Genomic DNA, 22105 nt, shown 5'->3' with positions numbered 1-22105 from the left:
TATCTCTATATCTTGATCTCTATGAACTTAAGGGGAGGAACTAAAATGCATTATCGTAAGAAACTTCTGGCGCTTTCGACGGCGGTTTTTGCGACTTTCGGCGCAGCCCACGCAGAAGACGTGGTCAAACTCGGCATGGTTGTCGAACTGTCCGGTCCGGGCGCGCCGTCTGGCACGAACTGGCGTGACGGCATCAAGATCGCCATTGATGAAGTGAATGCGGGCGGCGGCATTCTGGGCAAGAAGGTCGAGCTGGGCGAGTATGATACCCAGACCGATCCGCAGGTCTCGCGCGCGCTCGTGCAGAAGGCCATTGATGATGGCGCATATGCCATTCTCGGCACGATCTATTCGGGCTCGACGATGGTCAACATGCTGGTTGCCCAGCAGAACAGCATTCCGCAGTTCGTCGGTTCGGAATCGCCGAGCATTGTCGAAAAGGGCAATCCGTTCGTCTTCCGCACCTCGACCGGCGCTCAGAAGGGCGTTCCAGCACTGACGTCCTACTTCACAGACACGCTGAAGGCGAAGAAGGTTGGTGTGGCCTGGCTGAACAACGAGTTCGGCAAAGGCGGTCATGACGTTTTCGTTGAGGAAATGAAGAAGGCCGGTATCGAAATTATCGCCGATGTTGCCTCCGAGCAGGCGCAGACTGACTATGCGGCCGACGTTGCGAAGCTCAAGCAGGCTAATCCTGAAGCGATTTTCGTCTATATGAATCAGGAAGAATCTGCGCGTTTCCTGATCGAAGCCAAGAAGCAGGGGCTGAAGATGCCTCTCGTTGGCGAAGTAACGCTGACGGAAGCCAAGGTAGTTGAACTTGCAGGCGGTGCTGCGGATGGCGCTATCGCGCATGTTGGCATCACAGCTGCGGCGACGGATGTGCCGGGCATCGGCGAATTCGCCAAGAAGTTCGAAGAAGCCTACAAGCGCAAGCCGACGCATGACGCTTTGAAGGGTTATGTCGGCGTCTGGACCACCAAATATGTCACTGACATGGTGGGCAAGCTCGACGGTGAAGCATTTGCTGAAAAGATGCATGGTCTTTGCCTGAAGGCGGCTGACTATCCGAAAGTGCTTCTCGACACCTGCTGGGATGACCGCGGAGAAATGTCCCGCCCAAGCTTCATGGTTCAGGTGAAGGGCGGTGTGCCGACGGTCATTGGTACTGTTCCGGCAAACTGATCAATCCTTTCAGCAGAGGCGGCGGTCTGGCTGCCGCCTCAGACGGGTAAAGTCATGTCCCAGTTTCTACAGGTTTTGTTATCCGGTCTTGCGACCGGCTCCATTTACGCACTTGTTGCGATCGGTTTCACGCTTGTTTGGCAAGCAGCCCAGACCGTGAACTTCGCGCAGGGTGAATTCGTGATGCTGCCGGCCTTCTTCGTTCTGGCGGCAATGACCATCTTTGGTATTTCGTTCTGGCCCGCTCTGCTTATCGGGCTGGTGGTTGCTCTGATCGTGCTTGGGCTTTTGTTCAAGAAGCTGATCGTTGAACCCATTCTGCCCCATGGGGGGATCACGCTGATCATCGCGACGATGGTCTTGGGCATCTTGCTCAAAGAAAGCGTGAAAGAATTCTATTCCGCTGAAGCACAGCCGTTCCCATCGATGTTCCCGAACGATCCAATCGAGTTTTTCGGCGCGGTTCTCTCATTGCGTGACATTCTCAATCTGGCGCTATCGCTCGGTATCGTCGTTCTGCTAACGCTGTTCCTCAATCGCACCCGCACGGGTCGCTGCATGCAGGCAACAGCCCAAAACCCGGCTGTTGCTGAAATTCTTGGCGTCAATGTCAAGCGTATGATCCTCTATACATTTTTGATCAATGCAGCTCTGGCGGCTTTGGCGTCCTACTTGATCAGCCCCGTCTACCTCGCAAAGTTTTCCAACGGTGAAACGCTTGGCCTTATCGCCTTCATTGCGGCCATTGTTGGTGGTTTCAACCAGATCCGCGGTGCGCTCGTCGGAGGATTGCTGATCGGTGTTCTCGATAATCTCACGGCGGCTTATGTGACCGCGCAATATCGTGCCGCTTTGCCATTGGTCCTGTTGATCGTGATTATCCTCGTCCGCCCACAGGGCATCATGGGCACTTCCGAAGGGAGGGCCGTGTGATGACTGCAAGCAAGCGCAATATTTCAATTGCCGTATTGTTGCTTTTGTCGGTGCTCGCACCGATTGGGCAGGGCAACTACATCATCTACGTTTTGACATCCTGGCTGATCTTCTCGATCGCAGCGATGGGTCTTAACCTGACGCTCGGTTATGCAGGCCAGATTTCGCTGGCGCAGGCGTCCTTCATGGCGATTGGCGCCTATACCACGGCGCTTCTGACGCTCGCCGGATGGCATTGGTTTCTGGCAATGCCGGTCGGCCTGGTACTTTGCTTCATTGTGGGCCTTGTACTTGGATATCCGGCTTTGCGTGTCAAAGGGCATTTCCTTGCCTTCGTGACGCTTGCCTTCAACACTCTGGTCTTTCTGGTGTTGCGTAACGAAGAGTGGCTGACCGGCGGCAATTACGGTCTCGTCGGTATGCCGCGTCCTCATCTCGGACTGTTCGCCACCACCAAGCAGCTGCCATTCTATTACTTCACGCTTGGCATCACTGTTATCGCCGCGCAGATCATGTGGGGCATCGTGCGTTCCCCGTGGGGCCGCGCCTTCAAGGCTCTGCGGGAAAACCCCATCCGGGCTGAAAGTCTTGGCGTTGATACACGTCGCATCACGCTTCTGGCGTTTGCCATCGGCTCGGTCTATGGCGGGCTTGCCGGATCGCTGATCACGCCGCTGGTACAGTTTATCGAGCCGGGTTCGTTTGGTCTCGTCCATTCACTGCGCATTTTGCTTATGGTTGTTGTGGGTGGTGCAGGCTTCTTCTTTGGCCCCTTCATCGGTGCAGCAGTTGTCATTCTGCTACCGGAAGTGCTTCGCTTCACGGAAGGCTACTATCTGATCATTTATTCCGTGCTGGTGATCGTCATGCTGATCTTCGTGCCTTCGGGTCTGATCGGAGTGTGGGGCAAGTTCCGCGAAAAATTCTGGCCGAAGCGTCAGGTGCGCGGTGACATGAGCGAAGGAGCGCGGCTGAAATGAGCAGTCCTGTACTTTCCGTACGCAATATCGAGAAGCGTTTCGGCGGCATTCACGCCGTTCGCGACGTGTCCTTCGACGTCAATCAGGGTGAGATCCTCGGGCTGATCGGGCCGAACGGTTCCGGCAAGTCGACGCTGTTCAACTGCATCCTTGGCCAGCTTCAGCCCAATGCTGGCGAGGTGCAGGTCAACGGCAAGAATGTCTCGGGCATGCGTGCATCCGACCTCAACAAGCTTGGCGTCGGACGAACCTTCCAGCAGCTTTCAGTCTTTCCGAAGATGTCTGTTCTTGAAAACATCATCCTCGCTGGACAGGAACACATAGGCACCATGGCCTCGCGGCTTTTCGGTCCCGGCGATGCCGGACTGACCGAAGAAGCAGAGCAGATGATTTCGTTCTTCCGCCTCAACCATCTTCGCGACGAACTGGCGGGGTCGCTTTCCTACGGCCAGCAAAAGCTGGTCGATGCTGCCATGGCGTTCATGGCAGGCCCCAGTCTTGTTCTGCTCGATGAACCGGCCGGTGGCGTTAATCTGACAATGCTTGCTAATCTCAAGGATCGGCTCGTTGCTTATAATGCGGAACATGGAACGACTTTTGTGGTCATCGAGCACAATATGGAGTTCGTCATGAGCCTTTGCACGCGCATTATAGTGCTGGCGGAAGGCCGCATCATTGCTGAAGGCAAGCCCGAAGAAATCCGGTCAAACCAGATGGTTATCGACGCTTATCTGGGAGGATGACATATGCTTGAACTCAAAGACCTTCACGGTGGCTATGGAAAGATCACCATTTTGAACGGTGTGTCTTTCTCCATTCCGAAGGGCTCGATTACGACTGTGATCGGCCCGAATGGAGCAGGTAAGTCAACCGTATTCAAGGCGATCTTCGGTCTCTTGAACATCCACTCGGGACAAATCCTGCTGGACGGAAAAGACGTCACCCGCAATACGCCGCGCCAGATGATCGCCAACGGCGTGACCTATGTGCCGCAAGGGCGCAATGTGGTGCCGCAACTTTCCGTCTACCATAACCTTGAGCTTGGGGGTATCACATCACCTGATCCATCCAAGGTTCGCGCCCGCATCGAGCAGGTCATGGATCAGTTTCCAATGCTGCGGCAGTTCCGGGACCGTAAAGCGATTGAACTGTCAGGCGGCCAGCAAAAGCAGTTGGAGGTCGCCCGTGCTCTTCTGCTTGATCCGAAGCTCATTTTGATCGACGAACCGTCCATCGGTCTGTCACCCAATCTCGTTCAGGAGGTGTTTCAAACACTCATTCGCTTGCGCGATCAGGGTGTAACCATTCTCATGGTCGAGCAGAATGCGAAAGCCGCGCTCGCCATGTCGGATTACGGCCTGGTTCTCGAACTTGGTCAAACGCGCATGCATGATGAAGCCTCAAAGCTTCTTGCTGATCCGCGCGTGGGGCAGCTGTTCCTTGGCGGACATGTCGAGCATGACGACGCAAAAGTTTGACATCATCGACGCTCCTGCCAATCGTCTGGGGGAGTGTCCAGTCTGGTGTGAGCAGACGGGCACCCTATGGTGGGTCGATGTGCTCACACCGGCGCTCATGAGCTATGTCCCGCAAGCGGGGCAAGTTCAACAGCACAAGGTTGAGGCCCGCCGTATTGGGTCTCTGGCCTTGCGGGAAAAAGGCGGCCTTATTCTAGCTTGCGACAATGGTCTATTTGCCTTTGATCCCGCGAGCGGCGAACAGACGTTTCTTGTGGACCCTGAACCGGATGTCTCAGGTCATCGCAAGAACGATGGACGTGCGGATTGGGCGGGCAATTTCTGGATCGGCACCTTGCGCGAAGCGGATTACGCACCTGTGGGCGCGCTTTACCGGGTACAACCGGATTATGCCGTATCAAGGGAAGCCGCCGATCTTGCAATTCCTAACGGACTAGCCTTCGATCAAGATCGCAAGCGCATGTATTTCGCTGATACACGTGCCTATACGATCTGGATGCGCGATTATGACCCCGCGCAAAACCAGCTTGGGGAGCCGCAGATTTTCACAACGACGACTGCGCCGGAACGACCGGATGGCAGTTGCGTTGACGAAGAAGGCTTTATGTGGAGTGCGATTTACGCTGGCGGCAAGCTCATCCGTTTTGACCCGGACGGCGCGATAGACCGCGTGATCGAACTGCCGGTCAGCCATCCGACCTGCTGCTGCTTTGGTGGCGAAGCCCTCGATGCACTATTTGTCACCTCGGCGATTGAGCCCCTTGGTCCTCAAGAGCGAACGATAGAACCACTTGCTGGCAAGGTGCTGGCGTTCAAACCGGGCGTCCGGGGACGAGCCGAATTTAAAACCCGACTTTGAAACAACGCGCAATGAACCGACGATACTGGCCCGAATTTACTGAACGCGGGCGCAACAAGAACCGGAAGCAGGAGAGCACGCCATGAAAACTTCGATAGCAACGGTTTCGATCAGTGGTGATCTGCCGCAAAAGCTCGAAGCTATCGCCAAAGCCGGCTTCGACGGTGTGGAGATTTTCGAGAACGACTTTCTCACTTTTGATGAAAGCCCGCGTCAGGTTGGCCGTATGGCGCGTGATCTCGGACTAGAGATCACGCTGTTCCAGCCTTTCCGTGATTTTGAGGGCATGCCTGAACCGTTGCGCAGTCGCACCTTTGACCGCGCTGAGCGCAAATTCGATCTGATGCAGGAGCTAGGCACTGATCTCGTTCTTGTGTGCTCGAATATATCGCCGGTTGCTATGGGCGGCCTTGATCGGGCAGCCGATGACTTCCGCGAGCTTGGCGAGCGGGCAGCGCGCCGCAATTTGCGCGTGGGTTACGAAGCGCTCGCCTGGGGTCGCCACATTAACGATCATCGCGATGCCTGGGAGATTGTGCGCCGGGCAGACCATCCCAATGTCGGCCTGATCCTCGACAGCTTCCACACGCTTGCGCGCAAGATCGACGTGAATTCGATCCGCTCCATTCCAAAGGAAAAACTCTTCATCGTTCAGATGGCCGACGCGCCGCTGATCGATATGGATCTCCTTTATTGGAGCCGTCACTATCGCAATATGCCGGGTGAGGGTGACCTACCGGTTCTGGATTTCATGCGCGCCGTGGCCGCGACCGGCTATGACGGCTATTTCTCGCTGGAGATTTTCAACGATCAGTTCCGCGGTGGGTTGCCTGCGTCCATCGCGGCTGATGGCCGTCGCTCGTTGATTTATCTTGGCGATCAGGTGCGTCGTGTGGAACCAGAAAACCGGCTGACTGTGACCGATATGCCGGCGAGAGCCAAAGTGGCGCGCGTCAGCTTCATCGAGTTTACGGCCCATGCCGATAGCGCCGATAGGCTTGCATCGGTGCTGGGCGCCTTGGGTTTTCAGCTCGCGGGCAAGCACAAAACCAAGGATGTGGCGCTCTATCGTCAAGGTGAGATCAATCTGGTCGTCAATACCGATATACGCGGCTTTGCAAGCTCGGCCTATGCTGTTCATGGCACAACGGCTTATGCCATGGGCCTTGTCGTCGATGATGCTGCAGCCGCGCAAGCAAGAGCAGTTGCATTGGGAGCAGAACCGTTCGAACAGCCGCTCGACCCCGGCGAGATCGGCATGCCAGCGATACGCGGTGTTGGCGGTGGCCTCATCTATTTCCTTGATGAAAAGACCGATCTGGGTCGTATCTTCGATATAGAATTCGAACCTGTCGCAGAGGCTGGCAACTTCCACGGGGTGGGGTTGACCCATATCGACCATGTCGCCCAGACGATGAAGTTCGATGAGCTTTTGACCTGGCTTCTGTTCTACACGTCGCTTACGGAATCCCGGAAATCGCCTATGGTTGATATTGTCGATCCCGGCGGCGTCGTGCGCAGTCAGGTTGTTGAAAATGACAGCGGCTCATTGCGGATCACGCTTAATGGTGCTGAGAACCGCCGCACATTGGCTGGCCGGTTCATTGCAGAAACCTTCGGTTCAGGTATTCAGCATCTGGCATTTGCTACTGACGATATTTTCGCGACAGCCGCAGCACTGAAAGCCAACGGCTTTCATACACTGGAAATTTCGCCCAACTACTATGATGATCTCGAAGCGAGGCTCGGCCTCGATCCGGATTTCACGGATAAGCTCAAAGCCGCCAATGTGCTCTATGATCGCGATGAAACCGGCGAGTATTTCCAGCTCTATAGTCCGACCGACGATCAGGGCTTTTTCTTCGAAGTCGTGCAGCGGCGCAGCTATAAGGGCTATGGCGCTGTGAATGCCATTTTCCGCATTGCAGCGCTTCGGCGCTATCTGAGGCCCGATGGCATGCCCAGGATGATGCTCTGAGGCAATATCGCGATACGACCACGAGCTACTGCCTGAATATTTCAGTTACGCGCCGCAAACATTTAAGTGTTTGCGGCGCGTTTCATTATTATAGAAAACTATTTTAAGTCGGCTCGCTAGGGCTGATAGAACCTTCCTTGATAAATTCTATATAAATTATAGGCTTTTCGCGAATGCGAGAGACCATGACCAAAAATACGTTAGAAATATCAACGGATGTGCTTGTTGTTGGAGGAGGGCCAGCGGGTTGCTGGGCCGCGTGGAATGCTGCTGCAAACGGTGCGAGCGTCGTACTAGTAGAGAAGGGTTATGTTGGCACGAGCGGTGCTACCGCTGCCGGCAACACCACGACGATCTACACACGTCGCGGTAGTGCCGAACGGAGCGCGACGGTCACACAGAGGGTGCGGTTGGGGCAAGGGTTCGCAGAACAAGAGCGCATCGAGCGCGTGCTCGACCGAACCTATGAAAACCTCGATTTGCTCGCCCAGTGGGGCTACGACTTTCCAACTTATGAAGATGGAACACCCTATCGCGGCATGCTGCGGGGACCCGACTATCTGCGGTTTATGCGGCAGAAGCTCATCAAGGCGCGTGTCCAGATCATCGACCATTGCCCGATCGAAGAACTGCTTGTGTCGGACGGAGTGGTTGCAGGTGCCATTGCGCGATATCGGCGATCTGGTGAAACTCTGCATATCCGTTCCGGTGCAGTTGTGATCGCTACGGGCGGCTGTGCTTTTCGAAGTGGTGCGCTTGGCACCAACAACCTTACTGGCGATGGTTATCTTATGGCTGCGGAAGCGGGTGCCGTTCTTTCCGGCATGGAGTTTTCGGCGCAGTTTGGCATTTCTCCCGCCTATTCAAGTGTGACGAAAGGCGTTGTCTATTTCTGGGGCACGTTCAGTGACGAACAAGGCAATGAACTTTCTGCGGCAGGGGATCGCCAAAGCGTTGTCGCGCGGGAACTAATCAAGGGCCCGGTCTATGCGGTGCTGGACAAAGCGCCGCCGCGTCTACAAGAGGGGTTTCGCCGGGGACAGCCGAACATTTTTGTGCCCTTCGATCGCATGGGGATCGACCCATTCACGCAACGTTTTCCCATCACCCTCCGTCATGAAGGCACGGTTCGCGGTACTGGTGGGCTCAAGATTGACGGTCGTACAACGACGACGATCCCTGGTTTGTTTGCCGCTGGCGATGCCGCTTCCCGTCAGGGCATGTCTGGGGCTTCGAGCGGCGGTGGCGGACCGAACTCCAGCTGGGCGATGGCGACAGGTTCATGGGCTGGCGAGGATGCGGCGAAGTTTGTGCAATCGCTTGGTGCAAACTGGCGCGACCGGGCTGTGCGTTCCGCCAATGCGCAATTGAGCGAACGGGCCGATCAGGCAACTGGCGATGTCGATGCGGTTTTGGATGATGTCAAACAACAGGTTCTTCCGTTGGATGGCGGGTTCTTCAGGAATCATGATCGTCTGGTCGCCATGTCTGACAGGCTGACCGCACTTTGGCAGGACGAGCCCTGGCGATTACCACGCTCAACGAAGGCGCGTGAGGTCGAAGCGCTTATCGCGACCGCCCGCTGGGCAACCCATAGCGCGCTGTTGCGTAAGGAAAGCCGTGGCTTGCAGCGCCGTACGGATTTTCCGGAAGCAAATCCCACCATGGCGAAGCCGATCGACTCCGGTGGTGTCGACAACATCTGGGCTTCGTTCCAGAGCGCAAATCGAGTGAGTGCAGCATCATGATTGAGATCGTTAGTGAAGACCGCTGCATCAAGTGCGATCTTTGTGTTGAGGCCTGTCCGGACGATGTGTTCGAGGCTGTTCCCGATGGCGCACCCATCATCGTGCGGCAATCGGACTGCCAGACCTGCTTCTTGTGTGAGCTTTTTTGCCCGACAGACGCGCTCTACGTGTCGCCTCTTTCCGAGGCAATTGAAGGCGCGACAGAGAGCGAACTCATCGCACGAGGTGTGATGGGGAGCTTCCGTCGAGAGATGGGATGGAAAAATGCCAAGCCGCGCGGAACGGCTGGCGACTGGAGTTACCGGATCTTCGAGACCGGCAAAATCATACCCTGACTGGAGAAATGTATGAGACGTTTTCTATCAACCATGCTGTTGGCTGTCGGCGTTCTAACAGCTGCGGTGGCGCCATCGCATGCAGAGGATGCGCCTGAGACTATTCGCTTTGGTGATGTGGGCTTTGGGTTTGGGACGCCATTCGGCGTTGGCCTTCAGGCTATTGCTGACGCGAAGGGCTTTATCGCCGACGAATTCAAAGGCACCTCTACCAAGATCGAGTTTACCTATTTCACGGGAACGGGTCCAGCGATCAACGAAGCGCTGTCTAACGGTCAGCTGGACTTTGCGTCCTATGGTGCGGTTCCCAATATTATTGGCAAGGCCAATGGTCTCGATACTGTCATTCTGGCGTCCTATGGCGGCACCACGATCTTTGGCGCGTCCAGGCCGGACCTCGACATCAAGACGATTGCCGACTTGAAGGGCAAAAAAGTCGCCATCCAGAAAGCGACAATCATTCACTGGGCGCTGATTACGGCTTTGAAGAATGCTGGCCTCTCCGAAAAAGATATCACCATCGTCGATCTGAAAAATGCGGACCAGCTTGCGGCTATTGCAGCAAAGAGCGTCGATGCCGTATTCGGTGCAGACTTCCTGCTTCCACTTGAGGATAAAGGTCTGGCCAAGATCTTCTACAAATCCTCTGCTGTTGGCGCGACCGGCGACGGTTTCGGCGCATTCCTCGTCACCGACAAGTTCCGTAAAGCCTATCCGGAAGCAACGCAGAAAGTCGTGACGGGCTTTGTCAAAGCCGCGCAATGGCTGTCGGATGACAAAAACCGGGAAGAGGCATTCAGTATCTGGTCGCGGGCAGGGTCGCCAATAGAGGTCATTCGCAAGTCCAATGAAGGCGGCGAGCTTGGTAAGAAGTACAATCCGCGTCTCGATGGTTTCTTTGCGGCGCGTTATCGCAGCGGTATCGACTTCGACAAGCAGCAGAAGCTCATTAGGCATGATATCGATCTCGATACATGGGTCGATAGAAGCTACGTGGACAATGCCGTCAAGACATTGAACCTTCAGTCGTTGTGGCCTGATCGTTCCGCGACGGGTGAACTTCTGAACTGATCGGAGAAAGCTGATGGCGACGTTCGAAGCTGGAGCCGACTTTAGCGTCTCCCGGAGAATGAAAGACGAGCGACTGGCGAAACTGCAGTTTCTCATCAAAAGCTCAGTTCTGGCCTTGACCGGGCCGGTCTGCTTGCTGGTTCTCTGGTGGATTGCGTCGGCTTACAGCTGGATTTCGCCGCAAGTACTGCCGCGTCCGGATTGGGTCTTCAATACGTTTCTGGATCTTCTAAAGGATGGCGACATATTCTCTGCCGCCGTCGTCAGCTTCCAACGCATTGCCGAGGGTTTTCTGATTGGCGCATCCCTCGGCTTTGCGTTCGGTTTCCTGATTGGGAAATCTAAAATCGCAGAGGCCTATCTGGGGCCAAGCTTCAGAGCGCTTGCCGCAGTACCCTCACTTGGGTGGCTGCCAATACTGATCCTGCTATTCGGCATCGAAGAAAGCGTGAAGATCATCATCCTTTCTAAAGCCTGTTTCGTGCCCATGGCTATCAGTACTGCCGAAGGAGCAAGGAACATTCCTAAAGGGTTCAACGAGGTTGCCGACATTCTCGGCCTCCGTGCGCGTACCCGGTTTTTCAAGCTGACAATCCCGGCCATGGCGCCCTATATCGCGAGCGGCGTCCGACTTTCGCTCAGTCAGGCATTTGTTTCCCTGATCGTTGTGGAAATGCTCGCGGGCACTGACGGGCTTGGTTACATGATGGTCTGGGGCCGCACGCTTTTCCAGCTCGATATCGTTATTGTTGGCATGCTCGTTGTGGGCGTTGTCGGCTTTGCCCTCGACCTTCTCCTGAAGCGGGCGGAAGCGCTGATGCGGAAGGGTAGTCATGTCTAAAGCTGAACGTTCCGCTTTGCGGATTCCTCGTGGCGCAGTGGTGCCGCTTGTGGCGGTCGCCGTTTGGTGGGGTGGTGTATCTGCAGGGCTGATCACTGGCCCCATGGCCATTCATCCCTTGCAGGTGCTGGAGGCGCCGTTCTTTGACCCTTCTGGGCGCGAATTGTGGGCGGGGCTTTTAGCAAGCATTGTTCGCGTGATGATCGGTGGCACTATCGGGTGCATTGCTGGGCTTGCACTCGGCTATGTGGTTGGCAGCTACCGCTGGGCCGGTTTGGCATTCGCACCGTCTATTCATGCCGTGCGTCAGGTTGCGCTCTTTGCCTGGATACCACTGCTGACGGCATGGTTTGGAAACGGTGAGGGCACCAAACTTGTGTTTACCGCTCTCTCGACATTTTTCCCGCTCTTTCTTGCAACAGAGCAGGGTGTGCGGCAGGTGCCGTCCTCGTTGATAGAAGTTGCTGACACATTGAATTTGCGGCGCTGGACCCGCATTCGTCGCCTTTGCCTGCCGTCGGCGCTTCCGAACATCTATGTTGGTTTGCAGATTGCCGCTCTATCGGCCTGGATCGGAACTGTCGGTGCTGAATATGCTATTGGAAATGGTCGTGGATTGGGCAGCTACATTGCCAGCGCACGCGATCAATTCCGCATGGATATCGTGATCGTGGGCGTCTTCACCCTGGCAGCGGGCGGCGTCTTGCTTGCATCCATCATCCGCCGTGTCACATCGATTGTATCGCCCTGGAGCTCAGAGAATTGATGAACGCCCTTTCAATCGAACATGTCAGCAAGTCCTTTATTCTCGATGGCGCACCTCGACCCGTATTGAAGGATATCAATTTTCAGGTCGGGCACAAGGAGATCATATCCATTGTCGGCGCGTCGGGCTGCGGAAAATCCACTTTGCTGCGGCTGATTATCGGACTGGATGGCGACTATCGCGGATCGATTACGCGTGGCGACACTGACAAAACATCACCGACAAAGATCGGGATGGTCTTTCAGGACCATCGCTTGTATCCATGGCTGACTGTTGAGGGCAATGTCGAGCTGGCTTTCGACAAGTCTGATCTTTCGCCCGCATCCAAGCGCGAAAGAGTACAGCATTACCTCGCGCTCGTTGGTCTCAGCGACTATGCGAAGGCCTATCCGAAGCAGCTTTCAGGCGGGATGGCTCAACGCGCGGCGATAGCCAGAGCGCTGGCGCAAGAACCCGATATTCTGCTTATGGATGAACCTTTCGGTGCGTTGGATTCCATCCTGCGAATGCGTCTTCAAGATGAACTTTTGTCCATCTGGGAGAAGAACAAGGTCTCCATCATTATTGTTACGCATGATGTGGAAGAAGCGCTTTATCTCGCTGACCGGGTTTTGATCATGGAGCCTAATCCCGGTCGGGTGCGTGATGTGTTCGATGTCGGACTACCGCGTCCACGCGACCGCAGCGCGCCCATATTGGCTGATCTGAAAAAGCGCTGCCTTGCAATGCTGGTTTGAACCACTGCAGACCTTCTAAATCATGATTTCCCAAGCTGTCTGCACACCGCTCTGCACAGTTCCGAATATGAACGGAATCGCTTGACTCGCTCAAAACGATCACTAATGTTCACATTGGGAGCAGGACATGAGCGAAGCAAGAACACGTTTTCCGCAGGAACGTCACCGGCAGATGATGGACGTCATCGCCGACGCAAAGCGTATTGGCACCTCGGATCTGGCTGGCATCATGGGTGTTTCGCTTCCGACATTGCGTCGTGATCTCATCACGCTGGAACAGGCGGGGTTGATACTGAGAATTCACGGCGGCGTCGTTGCCCGTGGTGCGGGTGAGGGTGTTGCCGAGCCGATGTTTCTCGAAAAGCTACGCATAAGCCAGAGCGCCAAGGCGCGGATTGGCGAAGCTGCTGCTGCTTATGTTGCCAATAATTCCACCGTTATTCTTGATTCCGGCACGACAGCGCTTTCTGTCGCGCGCGCGCTTGCGGGCAGGGCGATCACGCTTGTAACGATGGACCTGAAGATTGCCGAAGCGGCGGCTGTTGGCGCAACGGAAGTGCATATCATCGGCGGTCGGGTCAGAAATGACTATTATTCGCTCATCGGGGCCTGGGCCACGGAAACGCTACGCCATATCCGCGCCGATTGTTTCTTTCTGTCCGCCGACTGTGTCGATCTTGACGGTGTTTCCACGTCTACCGTCGAGGAAGCAGAAGTGAAACGCGCAGCAATCGCCATTGCGCAAAAGACGATACTTGTCGCCGATCAGCGTAAACTTGGATGCCGCAGTTTTGCGCCGGTTTGTGGGCTGCAGGATTTGAGCGGCTTTATCACCGATATTGGTTTCGAAGGCTCTTTGCAGCCTTATCGCGACCAACTGCCTTTTCTGGAAACCGTTTAACGGGCGCCTCGGGGGAGGAACTGAAATGCTAATCGCCAAACACGTTTTCGCCCGCTAAGCGGGCCAAGGCAACCAGCGCAGGGGAGAGCGCCAATGGATGCAAGACAGGACACGACGGGCAATTATCTGAAGGGGCTGGCCGTTCTGGCTATTGCCATCTTTGGAGTGTTGAGCCTGCTCGCGCCGGGCTTTCTAACGGCTGCAAACCTCAATTCAATGGGATTTCAGTTTCCTGAATTCGGGCTGCTTTCGTTGGCCGTTCTGCCGACGATGGTGTCTGGCGGCATAGATCTTTCTGTCGTGGCCACAGCCAATCTCGCCGCTATCGTCGCAGCGGTGATGATGAGGGCCGGACCCGAACTCGCCATCCTCGCCATTCCGGTTGCGCTGCTGATCGGTGTTGCTTGCGGGCTGCTCAACGGCTTTCTGATTGCCTATCTGCGCCTGCCGCCAATTCTGGCTACGCTTGGCACGATGCAGCTGTTCTCCGGGATTGGTATCGTAATTACCGGCGGCCCTGCAATTACGGGCCTGCCACAGTGGTACACAGCCTTTGGCAACTGGTCGGTCGGCGGCGTGGTGCCACTGCCACTCGTTCTGTTTGTGGCCACAGCGCTTCTGTTGGGCTTTTTGCTGAAGAGAACACCGGTTGGTATCCACCTGCGGCTGTTCGGAGCCAATCCCGTCGCGTCCCATTTTGCGGGCACGCGCGAAAAAGGTCTGTTGCTTCGTATCTACGCTATTGCTGGTCTCATCGCATCGATTGCGGGGCTTGTTGTTCTGGCGCGTGTCAATTCCGCCAATGCCGATTATGGTAGCTCCTATCTGCTTCTTGTCATTCTCATCAATATTCTGGCAGGCGTTTCGCCAGCCGGCGGCTTTGGCACCGTGACCGGTGTGACGCTCGCCGTCATCTGTCTCCAGCTCATATCGAGCGGCCTGAACTTTCTGTCGTTCAGTGCGTTTTCACGCGATCTGTTCTTTGGTGGCCTGCTTGTGGTCGTCATGTCGGCACGCGTTCTGGCAGGCCTACTTGGCCTTGCGCCCGTTTTCCAAAGAAAGGCCCGTACGGCATGAAAAATCGATTACGTTCAACGCTCGAAGCATTGATGTTGACGCCTGGCCTGTCGGGCCATGAGGATCGCGTGCGGCGTCTCATCGCCCGCGATCTGGCTGATCTGCCGCTCGAATTTGCAACCGATCGTCTGGGCAATCTGATTGCAACGATGAAGGGGGATGAAAATGCGCCCTCCGTCATGCTGTTTGCGCATACGGATCAGCTGGGCTTCATCGTGCGCAAGGTCGAGGACAATGGCCTGATCCGTATCGAACGGTTGGGCGGTATTCCGGAAAAGGCGTTGCCTGCGCAAGCGGTGCTATTTTGTGTCGGCGAAGGGCGCGACGTTCACGGCGTCATTGCGAATAAGAGCCATCATGCCACGCCAGCCGAAGAAAAATACAAGGTTACGCCCTATGCCGAACTTTTCATCGATGTCGGCGCGGAAAGCGCTGCGGATGTAAAGGCGCTCGGCATTGAGATCGGTACGCCGGTGGTCTATGCACCGCGCGTCATCCATCTCAACGAAAACCGCGTTATTGGAACGTCGGTTGATGATCGGGCCGGTTGTGCCGTCGTGATGGAAGTTGCCCGTCAGCTCGCGAAAGGTGGTCCACGACCAACCGTTCATTTTGTTTTCGCGGTTCTGGAAGAGTTCAACCTGCGTGGTGCCATGGTCGCAGCGCAGGCCATCAAACCGGATATCGCCATTCAGCTCGATATCGGGCTCAACGCCGATACGCCGGATATGGCTCATCGCGGTGAAATTCAGTTGGGCGGCGGTCCGGCCATCAGCCTTTACTCTTTCCATGGGCGCGGCACGCTCAATGGAACGATCCCCCATCCGGCACTGCCGAAACTATTCTCCGACACCGCTGCCAGCGAAGCCATCCAGTTGCAACGCACGGCCCATACAGGCGCATTGACGGATTCGTCTTATGTACAGCTCGTCAATGAGGGCGTTGCCTGTATCGATGTGTGTTTCCCGTGCCGTTATACCCATACGGCGCTTGAAATGTGCGATCTGCGTGATCTTGAAAGTCTCACTGCGCTTCTGGTCGCGGCTATTGGCAGGATCAACAAGGACTTCAGCCTCGACAGGGATCTTTACACCTGATGCGCTATTATCTGGGCATCGATATAGGCACATTTGAATCGAAGGGCGTTCTTTCCGATGAGGAAGGAAGGATCGTCGCCTCTGCCGCACGTCCGCATCGCATGCTGGTTCCACAACCGGGGTGGGCGGAACATGATGCTGAACAAAACTGGTGGGGTGAATTTTGTTCGATTAGTCGTGAATTGATCGAACAAAGTTCTGTGGCAGCCAGCGATATTCGCGCAGTCGCGGCCAGCGGCATTGGCCCCTGTATGCTGCCAGTTGATGAAAACGGCGCTCCGCTCATGAATGCCGTTCTTTATGGCGTCGACACGCGCGCGGCTGCTGAGATAGAGGAACTGACCGCTGAAATCGGGCTTGAACGCCTGATGCGGGAAGGCGGCAATGCGTTGACCTCGCAATCGGTTGGCCCAAAAATCCTTTGGTTGAAGAAGAACCATCCTGATATTTTTGACCGCACACACAAGTTCCTCAATTCCTCCTCCTTCCTCGTTCACAGGCTGACGGGGAACTATACGATTGATCACTATTCCGCGGCCGGATTCTCGCCGCTTTATGACGTTGCACGGCAGGACTGGACTGACGATTTTGCCGAACGCATCGTTTCACGTGAGCAACTGCCCGATCTCCTCTGGACAACCGACATTGCGGGAACGGTGACGCCGCAAGCCGCAGCCGCGACCGGGCTCGCTGTTGGAACGCCTGTGATCGCTGGCACCATCGATGCTGCGGCTGAGGCTGTAAGCGTTGGCGTGCAGAAGTCTGGCGAAATGATGGTCATGTATGGCTCGACCATGTTCATCATTCTGGTTACGGATCAACGCATCGCTGATACGCGGCTGTGGTATGCGCCTTGGCTTTTCCGTGGAGAACATGCCTGTATGTCCGGCACGTCGACCAGCGGAACGCTGACACGGTGGTTTCAGGAGCAGTTCGCTCGCGAGTTGCCCGCCGCCAGCGCCTTGCAAGCACTGGCGGAAGAAGCCGCATCGTCACCGCCCGGCGCAAAAGGGCTCTTTGTACTGCCCTATTTTTCCGGTGAGAGAACACCAGTTCATGATCCGTCAGCACGAGGCATGATTTTCGGTCTCGATCTTACGCATAAGCGCGCTGACATTTATCGCGCGCTACTTGAAGGCGTCGCTTATGGCGTCAACGACATTTTCAATACCTATCACGCAGCAAATGCACCGCTGGAGCGAATAGCTGCTGTGGGCGGAGGCACCAGAAATGCCGTTTGGTCGCAGGCCATTTCCGATGTCAGCGGAAGGGTCCAACTCGTGAGAAGCAAGACCATCGGTGCGGCCTACGGAAATTGTTTTCTGGGTGCACTTGCGGTCGGCGACGTCGCGAAGGCCGATATTGAGCAATGGAACCCGGTGGAAAGGCGCATTGAACCTGATGCGGGAACAAAGCACGTCTACCAGCAGGGTTTCGATACGTTCAAGAAGCTCTACGAGCGGACTGCCGATCTGATGCGGATCGCATCGGCTTGAAGGGAGGCCGGACGCAGTCACGCGTCCGGAAAGGAATTGGTGAAAGCCGCAGAAGCTTCGCCAGAATACAGCCTGACTGATTGCCGGGAAGGCAAGCAGGGGCGAACCAACGGAGGGAATAACAATGAATATCAGCTTGAGGAAAATGGCAGCCGGTCTTGCTGTCAGCGCAGCTATTGTTGCTGGTGGTGCATTCTATGCGAACGCGCAGGACGCAAAACACACCATCGTCACCGTCGTCAAACTTTCCGGCATTGCCTGGTTCAATCGCATGGAAACCGGCGTGAAGGAATATGCCAAGGAAAGTGGAAACAACGCCACCCAGATCGGACCTGCTTCGGCTGATGCTGCCCTGCAGGTTCAGCTGATCGAAGACCTGATTGCCAAAAAGGTGGACGCGATCACCGTGGTGCCGAATTCCCCGGAAGCTCTGGAGCCCGTGCTCGGCAAGGCGTTGGAGGCCGGGATCAAGGTAATCGGCCACGAAGCATCAAGCATGAAGAACGTCACCTATGACGTCGAAGCTTTCGACAATGGCGCCTATGGCGAACATCTGATGAAGGCACTGGCCGAAGCGATGGGCGAAGAGGGCGAATATGCAGTGTTCGTTGGCCATCTGACGGCAAAAACCCATAATGAATGGGTTGATGCAGCCATTGCCTATCAGAAAGAGCATTATCCGAAGATGAAGCTCGCGACCGACAAGATCGAGAGCAACGAGCAACAGCAGACGGCCTATGCCAAGACCAAGGAACTGTTGAGAACCTATCCGAATCTCAAGGGCATTCAGGGCTCCGCAGGTGAAGATGTTGCCGGTGCGGCGCTCGCGGTCGAGGAAGCGGGTCTTGAAGGCAAGGTCAAGATTGTCGGCACGAGCCTTGTTTCGGTTTCAGGCCCATATCTTGAAAGCGGCACGATCAACATGATCTCGTTCTGGGATCCGGCCAAGGCTGGTATCGCCATGAACAAGCTCGCCGCAATGGCCATTGATGGCAAGGCCGTAACCGATGGCATGGACCTTGGTGTCGAAGGCTACAACAAGGTTCAGCTCAAGGACAAGGTTGTCTATGGCCAGGCCTGGGTCGATGTGACCAAGGAAAATATGGGCAATTACGACTTCTGATCCATGGACAATGGGCCGCCGGGACAACCGGCGGCCTCTATGGGAGAGCTGCATGAGTGATACGCAGAATTCCGGCGCTTTTGTTCTGGAAATGCAGGCTGTTGCCAAGTCTTACGGTCCCGTACGGGTGTTGGAAGATGTGGGTTTAAGCCTGCGACCGGGTGAGGTGCGCTGTCTTGCCGGTGAAAACGGGTCCGGTAAATCGACTTTGATCAAGATATTATCCGGTGTCGTTCGTGCCGACGCCGGGACGGTCACGATTGGCGGCAAGTTCATCGAAAATGACGCGAAAGCCGCGATAGCAGCGGGGCTTTCAGTCATCTATCAGGACTTTGCGCTTTTCCCCAATCTGACTGTTTGGGAGAATGTCAGCTTTCTGGCGGCAGTGACCGAGAACAAGCGTTTCTTCAATCGCATGTCGGGACGTAAACGGGCGATTGAAACGCTTGCACGAATGAAGGTCGATATTGATCCCGATATTCTGGTGGAAAGACTGCCTGTTGCTTCCAAGCAGCTGGTTGCCATTGCGCGTGCGCTTGCCAATGATGCGCGCATTATCGTTATGGATGAACCCACCACGGCCTTGACCCGCAGCGAGGTCGCCAAGCTTCTTGATATCGTCTTTGCGCTGAAAGCAGAAGGCGTTGCCTTTCTGTTTGTCAGTCACAAGATCGAGGAAGTTTTTGCTGTTTGCGACAGCGTCACGGTTCTGCGTGATGGTCATGTCGTGGTGGCAGGACCGATAGGTGAATTCGATCCAGCGCGTCTGGTAGAGGCCATGTCCGGTCGACCAATTGACAGCCAGCGTCTGGCGCGTGAGGCGGTCACGCCTTCGCAAGCCATATTCAAAGTGCGCGATCTTGGGCGACGCGGCCAGTTCGCCTCGATCAATCTCGATTTGCGCGCGGGCGAAATCATATCCGTTGTGGGCCTTCTGGGGTCAGGACGAACGGAACTTGCGCTGGCTTTGTTTGGATGTCTTACGCCGGACGAGGGTCGCATTGAAGATGTGAATGGACCAATACATCTCATGGCTCCTGCAGACGCGATGGAACACGGCTTTGCCTATGTGCCGGAAGATCGTCTGACAGAAGGCCTTTTTCTCAATCAGCCGATCCGTGAAAACATCATCGTCTCAAGTCTTGAAGCGGATACTAAAGGTGGCATTGTCAGCGCGTCGAGCCTCACCGAGCGCGCGCGCGAAGCCGTTAAGCGGTTGCGTATCAAGACACCCAGTGTCTTCCCACCTGTGGTGACGCTGTCAGGCGGCAATCAACAGCGTGTCGTTCTGGCGCGATGGATGGAGAGAAAACCGAAGCTGCTTATCCTCAATGGTCCAACAGTCGGCGTCGATGTTGGTTCCAAACGGGAAATCCACGAACTATTGCTCGCATTGAGCCGTTCGGGAACAGCGGTTCTGGTGGTGACTGACGACATTGGCGAAGCCATTGCACTGTCCGACACGATCAAGGTGATGGTGAAGGGGCGAATTGTTGCCAGTTTCGATGCCGGTGATATCGATGAAGAAACGCTCTATCAGGAAGTCATTCGGGAGGACCGGCCATGAATAATTCGTTGATCCGGGTGCTCTCGACACCACAGGGTGTCGTCTTTATGACCGCAGTTGCTTTTGCGATTGTGCTGAGCATTCTCAATCCTGCGTTCTTCTCACCGGCAACGCTGATAGACCTGGCACGTAACTCACTGGTGACCGGAATATTCGCGCTCGGCGTTATGATGGTGCTGGCATCCGGCGGCATTGACGTGTCCTGCACGGCAATCGGCGCCTTTGCGATGTATGCAACGGTGAAAATCGTCATGGGTATCGATATCCATGTTCCGATTGTCGCCTATTTCGGACTGGCAGCCCTCATAGGGGCCAGTCTTGGTCTCATCAATGGAATACTGGTCGGTGGAGTTGGTCTACCGACGCTTATCGTCACCCTAGGTACAATGAGCCTTTTTCGGGGCGCGTTGCTGACCTTCGTCGGGACGGTCTACATCACGTCGGTGCCGCGTGAAGTTATCAATTTCGCGCGCAGCATTCTGGTGCGGATGGAGAACGCATTGGGTCAGATGGTCTCGCTTCCAATGTCATTCTTTGTTCTGGTAGGGGTCGCTGTATTCGTCGCCTTCATCATGAACTTCACGCTGTTCGGGCGCAAAATCTACGCCATCGGCGGTTCTGAAGAAGCTGCCGCTCGCATTGGCATTCGCGTGGGGCGCGTCAAGCTGTTGATCTATGTTCTGGCGGGCGCAATTGCTGGTCTGGCTGGCATGACCCATATGACCCTGTCGCGCATGGCAAATCCGTTCGATCTTGTCGGCATGGAGCTGAATGTCATCGCAGCCGTTGTTCTCGGTGGAGCCCGAATAACAGGCGGTCACGGTACAGTGCTCGGGACGCTACTTGGAGTATTTGTCATCACAATGATCAATACGACGCTGTTGATGGCGGGTGTGCCATCCTATTGGCAAAAGGTCGTTATTGGTTGTCTCATTGTGGCGGGTACGGGCTTGCCGATATTGATCGAACGATTGAGCCGGCATCGGGCGCGTCTGGCACAGCCTTTGGGAGCATGATAGGCGTAAATCGCGCGCGGCGAACAGTCACCGCGCGCGATTGTCTTTTCATTAGTCCTTGCGGGCTTTCTTCACGATGTTCATGAATTCCTTGGCGCGTTCCGGATCGACCGCATTCCAGGTGTTGCCATCGACCTTCAGCGACGAACCGACAATGCAGCCATCGGCAATCTTGAGGATGTCGGTGACGGTTGCATGGCGTACGCCCGTATTGGCCAGCACCGCCGTGTTTGGCAGCACCCGCTTGACGGCTTCGAGGTCCGAAACATTGGCGGCTTCACCGGTGATCGTGCCCGACACCAGAACGGCATCCGGAATGGACGAGAAGACTGCCGATCGTGCCCGATCGGGCAGGGGGCGGCGATCCATTGAATCCGCGAATTCAGCAGATACGTTGTCCAGCATGACAAGATCCGAACGGCCCAGACGATTGCGATAGCGCATCGTTTCACCCGCATTTGGCGTCCATGGCCCCATGTCGGAGGCATAAGTGCCGGTCAGGATTTCGCGCATGAATGACGCGCCGGTTGCCGTGGCCAAAGCGACCGAGCTTTTGGGGTCCCAGAGAACATTGACGCCAAAAGGCTTTGCGATTTCACCACGCAGGCGGCCAATGACATAGGCCATGGTCGCCGTGGAGGCGACATCGACAGCAAGTTCGTATGGACGGTCGTTTTCATTGCCGAACATGACAGCATCGACATCAGCGTCCTGCAAAGCAGTGAGATCGCGACGCGCTGCCTCGACGATACCTTCGATGCCAGCTTCCGCGTCATAAAGCGGAGCGCCAGGCATCGGGTTAAGATGCACCATCGCGATGATGGGCTTCTTCGTCGGGAAAAGATCAAAAAACTTGCTCATGGTGAACCCCTTTGTTGTGCCCGTCTTCGGTTCAATCCGGAGACGGCGTTAGCTTC

The 22105-nt window shown here is 55.6% G+C and carries 21 protein-coding genes; 20 read left to right on the top strand and 1 reads right to left on the bottom strand.

The window, feature by feature from the left end; genetic code table 11:
* The first annotated feature begins 45 nt into the window (after nucleotides 1-45).
* The 20 genes from FHW00_RS12165 to FHW00_RS12070 all read left to right on the top strand — a co-directional run bounded on the left by FHW00_RS12165 (nucleotide 46) and on the right by FHW00_RS12070 (nucleotide 21188).
* Nucleotides 46-1185 carry an ABC transporter substrate-binding protein gene (locus tag FHW00_RS12165; protein ID WP_078337122.1) on the top strand — a complete coding sequence of 380 codons (1140 nt, stop codon included), beginning with the start codon at nucleotides 46-48 and terminating at the stop codon, nucleotides 1183-1185.
* Between the two features lie 54 nt (nucleotides 1186-1239).
* Complete coding sequence (locus FHW00_RS12160) at nucleotides 1240-2118, top strand: branched-chain amino acid ABC transporter permease (protein WP_078337121.1); 879 nt, start codon at nucleotides 1240-1242, stop codon at nucleotides 2116-2118.
* Nucleotides 2118-3098, top strand: a complete 981-nt coding sequence (locus tag FHW00_RS12155; RefSeq protein ID WP_078337120.1) for a branched-chain amino acid ABC transporter permease — start codon at nucleotides 2118-2120, stop codon at nucleotides 3096-3098. The genes FHW00_RS12160 and FHW00_RS12155 overlap by 1 nt, the downstream gene beginning before the upstream one ends.
* A complete protein-coding gene (locus FHW00_RS12150; RefSeq protein WP_078337119.1) occupies nucleotides 3095-3841 on the top strand; it encodes an ABC transporter ATP-binding protein in 747 nt (248 codons plus the stop codon). The genes FHW00_RS12155 and FHW00_RS12150 overlap by 4 nt, the downstream gene beginning before the upstream one ends.
* A 3-nt stretch (nucleotides 3842-3844) precedes the next feature.
* Nucleotides 3845-4576, top strand: a complete 732-nt coding sequence (locus FHW00_RS12145; RefSeq protein WP_078337118.1) for an ABC transporter ATP-binding protein — start codon at nucleotides 3845-3847, stop codon at nucleotides 4574-4576.
* Nucleotides 4557-5435 (top strand): SMP-30/gluconolactonase/LRE family protein, encoded by an 879-nt coding sequence (locus tag FHW00_RS12140; protein ID WP_176168286.1) that lies wholly within the window; start codon nucleotides 4557-4559, stop codon nucleotides 5433-5435. The genes FHW00_RS12145 and FHW00_RS12140 overlap by 20 nt, the downstream gene beginning before the upstream one ends.
* Before the next feature lie 82 nt (nucleotides 5436-5517).
* Nucleotides 5518-7413, top strand: coding sequence for a bifunctional sugar phosphate isomerase/epimerase/4-hydroxyphenylpyruvate dioxygenase family protein (locus tag FHW00_RS12135; RefSeq protein ID WP_078337116.1), 1896 nt, complete (start codon nucleotides 5518-5520; stop codon nucleotides 7411-7413).
* Nucleotides 7414-7598: 185 nt separating this feature from the next.
* Nucleotides 7599-9161, top strand: a complete 1563-nt coding sequence (locus tag FHW00_RS12130; RefSeq protein ID WP_078337115.1) for an FAD-dependent oxidoreductase — start codon at nucleotides 7599-7601, stop codon at nucleotides 9159-9161.
* Nucleotides 9158-9496, top strand: a complete 339-nt coding sequence (locus FHW00_RS12125; RefSeq protein WP_078337114.1) for a 4Fe-4S dicluster domain-containing protein — start codon at nucleotides 9158-9160, stop codon at nucleotides 9494-9496. Before FHW00_RS12130 ends, FHW00_RS12125 begins: the two co-directional genes overlap by 4 nt.
* A 12-nt stretch (nucleotides 9497-9508) precedes the next feature.
* Nucleotides 9509-10567, top strand: coding sequence for an ABC transporter substrate-binding protein (locus tag FHW00_RS12120; protein ID WP_078337113.1), 1059 nt, complete (start codon nucleotides 9509-9511; stop codon nucleotides 10565-10567).
* A 13-nt stretch (nucleotides 10568-10580) separates the two neighbouring features.
* On the top strand, nucleotides 10581-11408 hold the full coding sequence (locus FHW00_RS12115) for an ABC transporter permease (RefSeq protein ID WP_078337112.1): 828 nt from the start codon (nucleotides 10581-10583) through the stop codon (nucleotides 11406-11408).
* The gene (locus FHW00_RS12110; RefSeq protein ID WP_078337111.1) at nucleotides 11401-12174 is read left to right on the top strand and encodes an ABC transporter permease; all 774 of its coding nucleotides are present in this window, start codon (nucleotides 11401-11403) and stop codon (nucleotides 12172-12174) included. Before FHW00_RS12115 ends, FHW00_RS12110 begins: the two co-directional genes overlap by 8 nt.
* Nucleotides 12174-12911, top strand: coding sequence for an ABC transporter ATP-binding protein (locus FHW00_RS12105; protein WP_078337110.1), 738 nt, complete (start codon nucleotides 12174-12176; stop codon nucleotides 12909-12911). Before FHW00_RS12110 ends, FHW00_RS12105 begins: the two co-directional genes overlap by 1 nt.
* A 127-nt stretch (nucleotides 12912-13038) precedes the next feature.
* Nucleotides 13039-13812 (top strand): DeoR/GlpR family DNA-binding transcription regulator, encoded by a 774-nt coding sequence (locus FHW00_RS12100; RefSeq protein ID WP_078337109.1) that lies wholly within the window; start codon nucleotides 13039-13041, stop codon nucleotides 13810-13812.
* 93 nt (nucleotides 13813-13905) lie between these two features.
* Nucleotides 13906-14889: an ABC transporter permease gene (locus FHW00_RS12095; RefSeq protein WP_078337108.1), complete on the top strand. Its 984-nt coding sequence runs from the start codon at nucleotides 13906-13908 to the stop codon at nucleotides 14887-14889.
* Complete coding sequence (locus FHW00_RS12090) at nucleotides 14886-15986, top strand: M42 family metallopeptidase (RefSeq protein WP_078337107.1); 1101 nt, start codon at nucleotides 14886-14888, stop codon at nucleotides 15984-15986. The genes FHW00_RS12095 and FHW00_RS12090 overlap by 4 nt, the downstream gene beginning before the upstream one ends.
* Entirely contained in the window at nucleotides 15986-17482 is a 1497-nt protein-coding gene (locus FHW00_RS12085; RefSeq protein WP_078337106.1) for an FGGY-family carbohydrate kinase, read from the top strand. The genes FHW00_RS12090 and FHW00_RS12085 overlap by 1 nt, the downstream gene beginning before the upstream one ends.
* Nucleotides 17483-17606: 124 nt before the next feature.
* Nucleotides 17607-18605 (top strand): autoinducer 2 ABC transporter substrate-binding protein, encoded by a 999-nt coding sequence (locus FHW00_RS12080; RefSeq protein ID WP_078337105.1) that lies wholly within the window; start codon nucleotides 17607-17609, stop codon nucleotides 18603-18605.
* Nucleotides 18606-18657: 52 nt separating this feature from the next.
* The gene (locus FHW00_RS12075) at nucleotides 18658-20172 is read left to right on the top strand and encodes a sugar ABC transporter ATP-binding protein (RefSeq protein ID WP_078337104.1); all 1515 of its coding nucleotides are present in this window, start codon (nucleotides 18658-18660) and stop codon (nucleotides 20170-20172) included.
* On the top strand, nucleotides 20169-21188 hold the full coding sequence (locus FHW00_RS12070) for an ABC transporter permease (RefSeq protein ID WP_176168285.1): 1020 nt from the start codon (nucleotides 20169-20171) through the stop codon (nucleotides 21186-21188). The genes FHW00_RS12075 and FHW00_RS12070 overlap by 4 nt, the downstream gene beginning before the upstream one ends.
* Nucleotides 21189-21239: 51 nt before the next feature.
* On the opposite strand, the gene FHW00_RS12065 is transcribed toward FHW00_RS12070, so the two are convergent.
* Nucleotides 21240-22049 (bottom strand): BtpA/SgcQ family protein, encoded by an 810-nt coding sequence (locus tag FHW00_RS12065; protein ID WP_078337103.1) that lies wholly within the window; start codon nucleotides 22047-22049, stop codon nucleotides 21240-21242.
* Nucleotides 22050-22105 lie beyond the last annotated feature (56 nt).

Origin of the sequence: Ochrobactrum sp. P6BSIII (assembly GCF_014138065.1) — a bacterium.
Taxonomy (GTDB): Bacteria; Pseudomonadota; Alphaproteobacteria; order Rhizobiales; family Rhizobiaceae; genus Brucella.
Note: the sequence above shows the minus strand (reverse complement) of the source record. Positions and strands in the feature narration are given on the sequence as shown.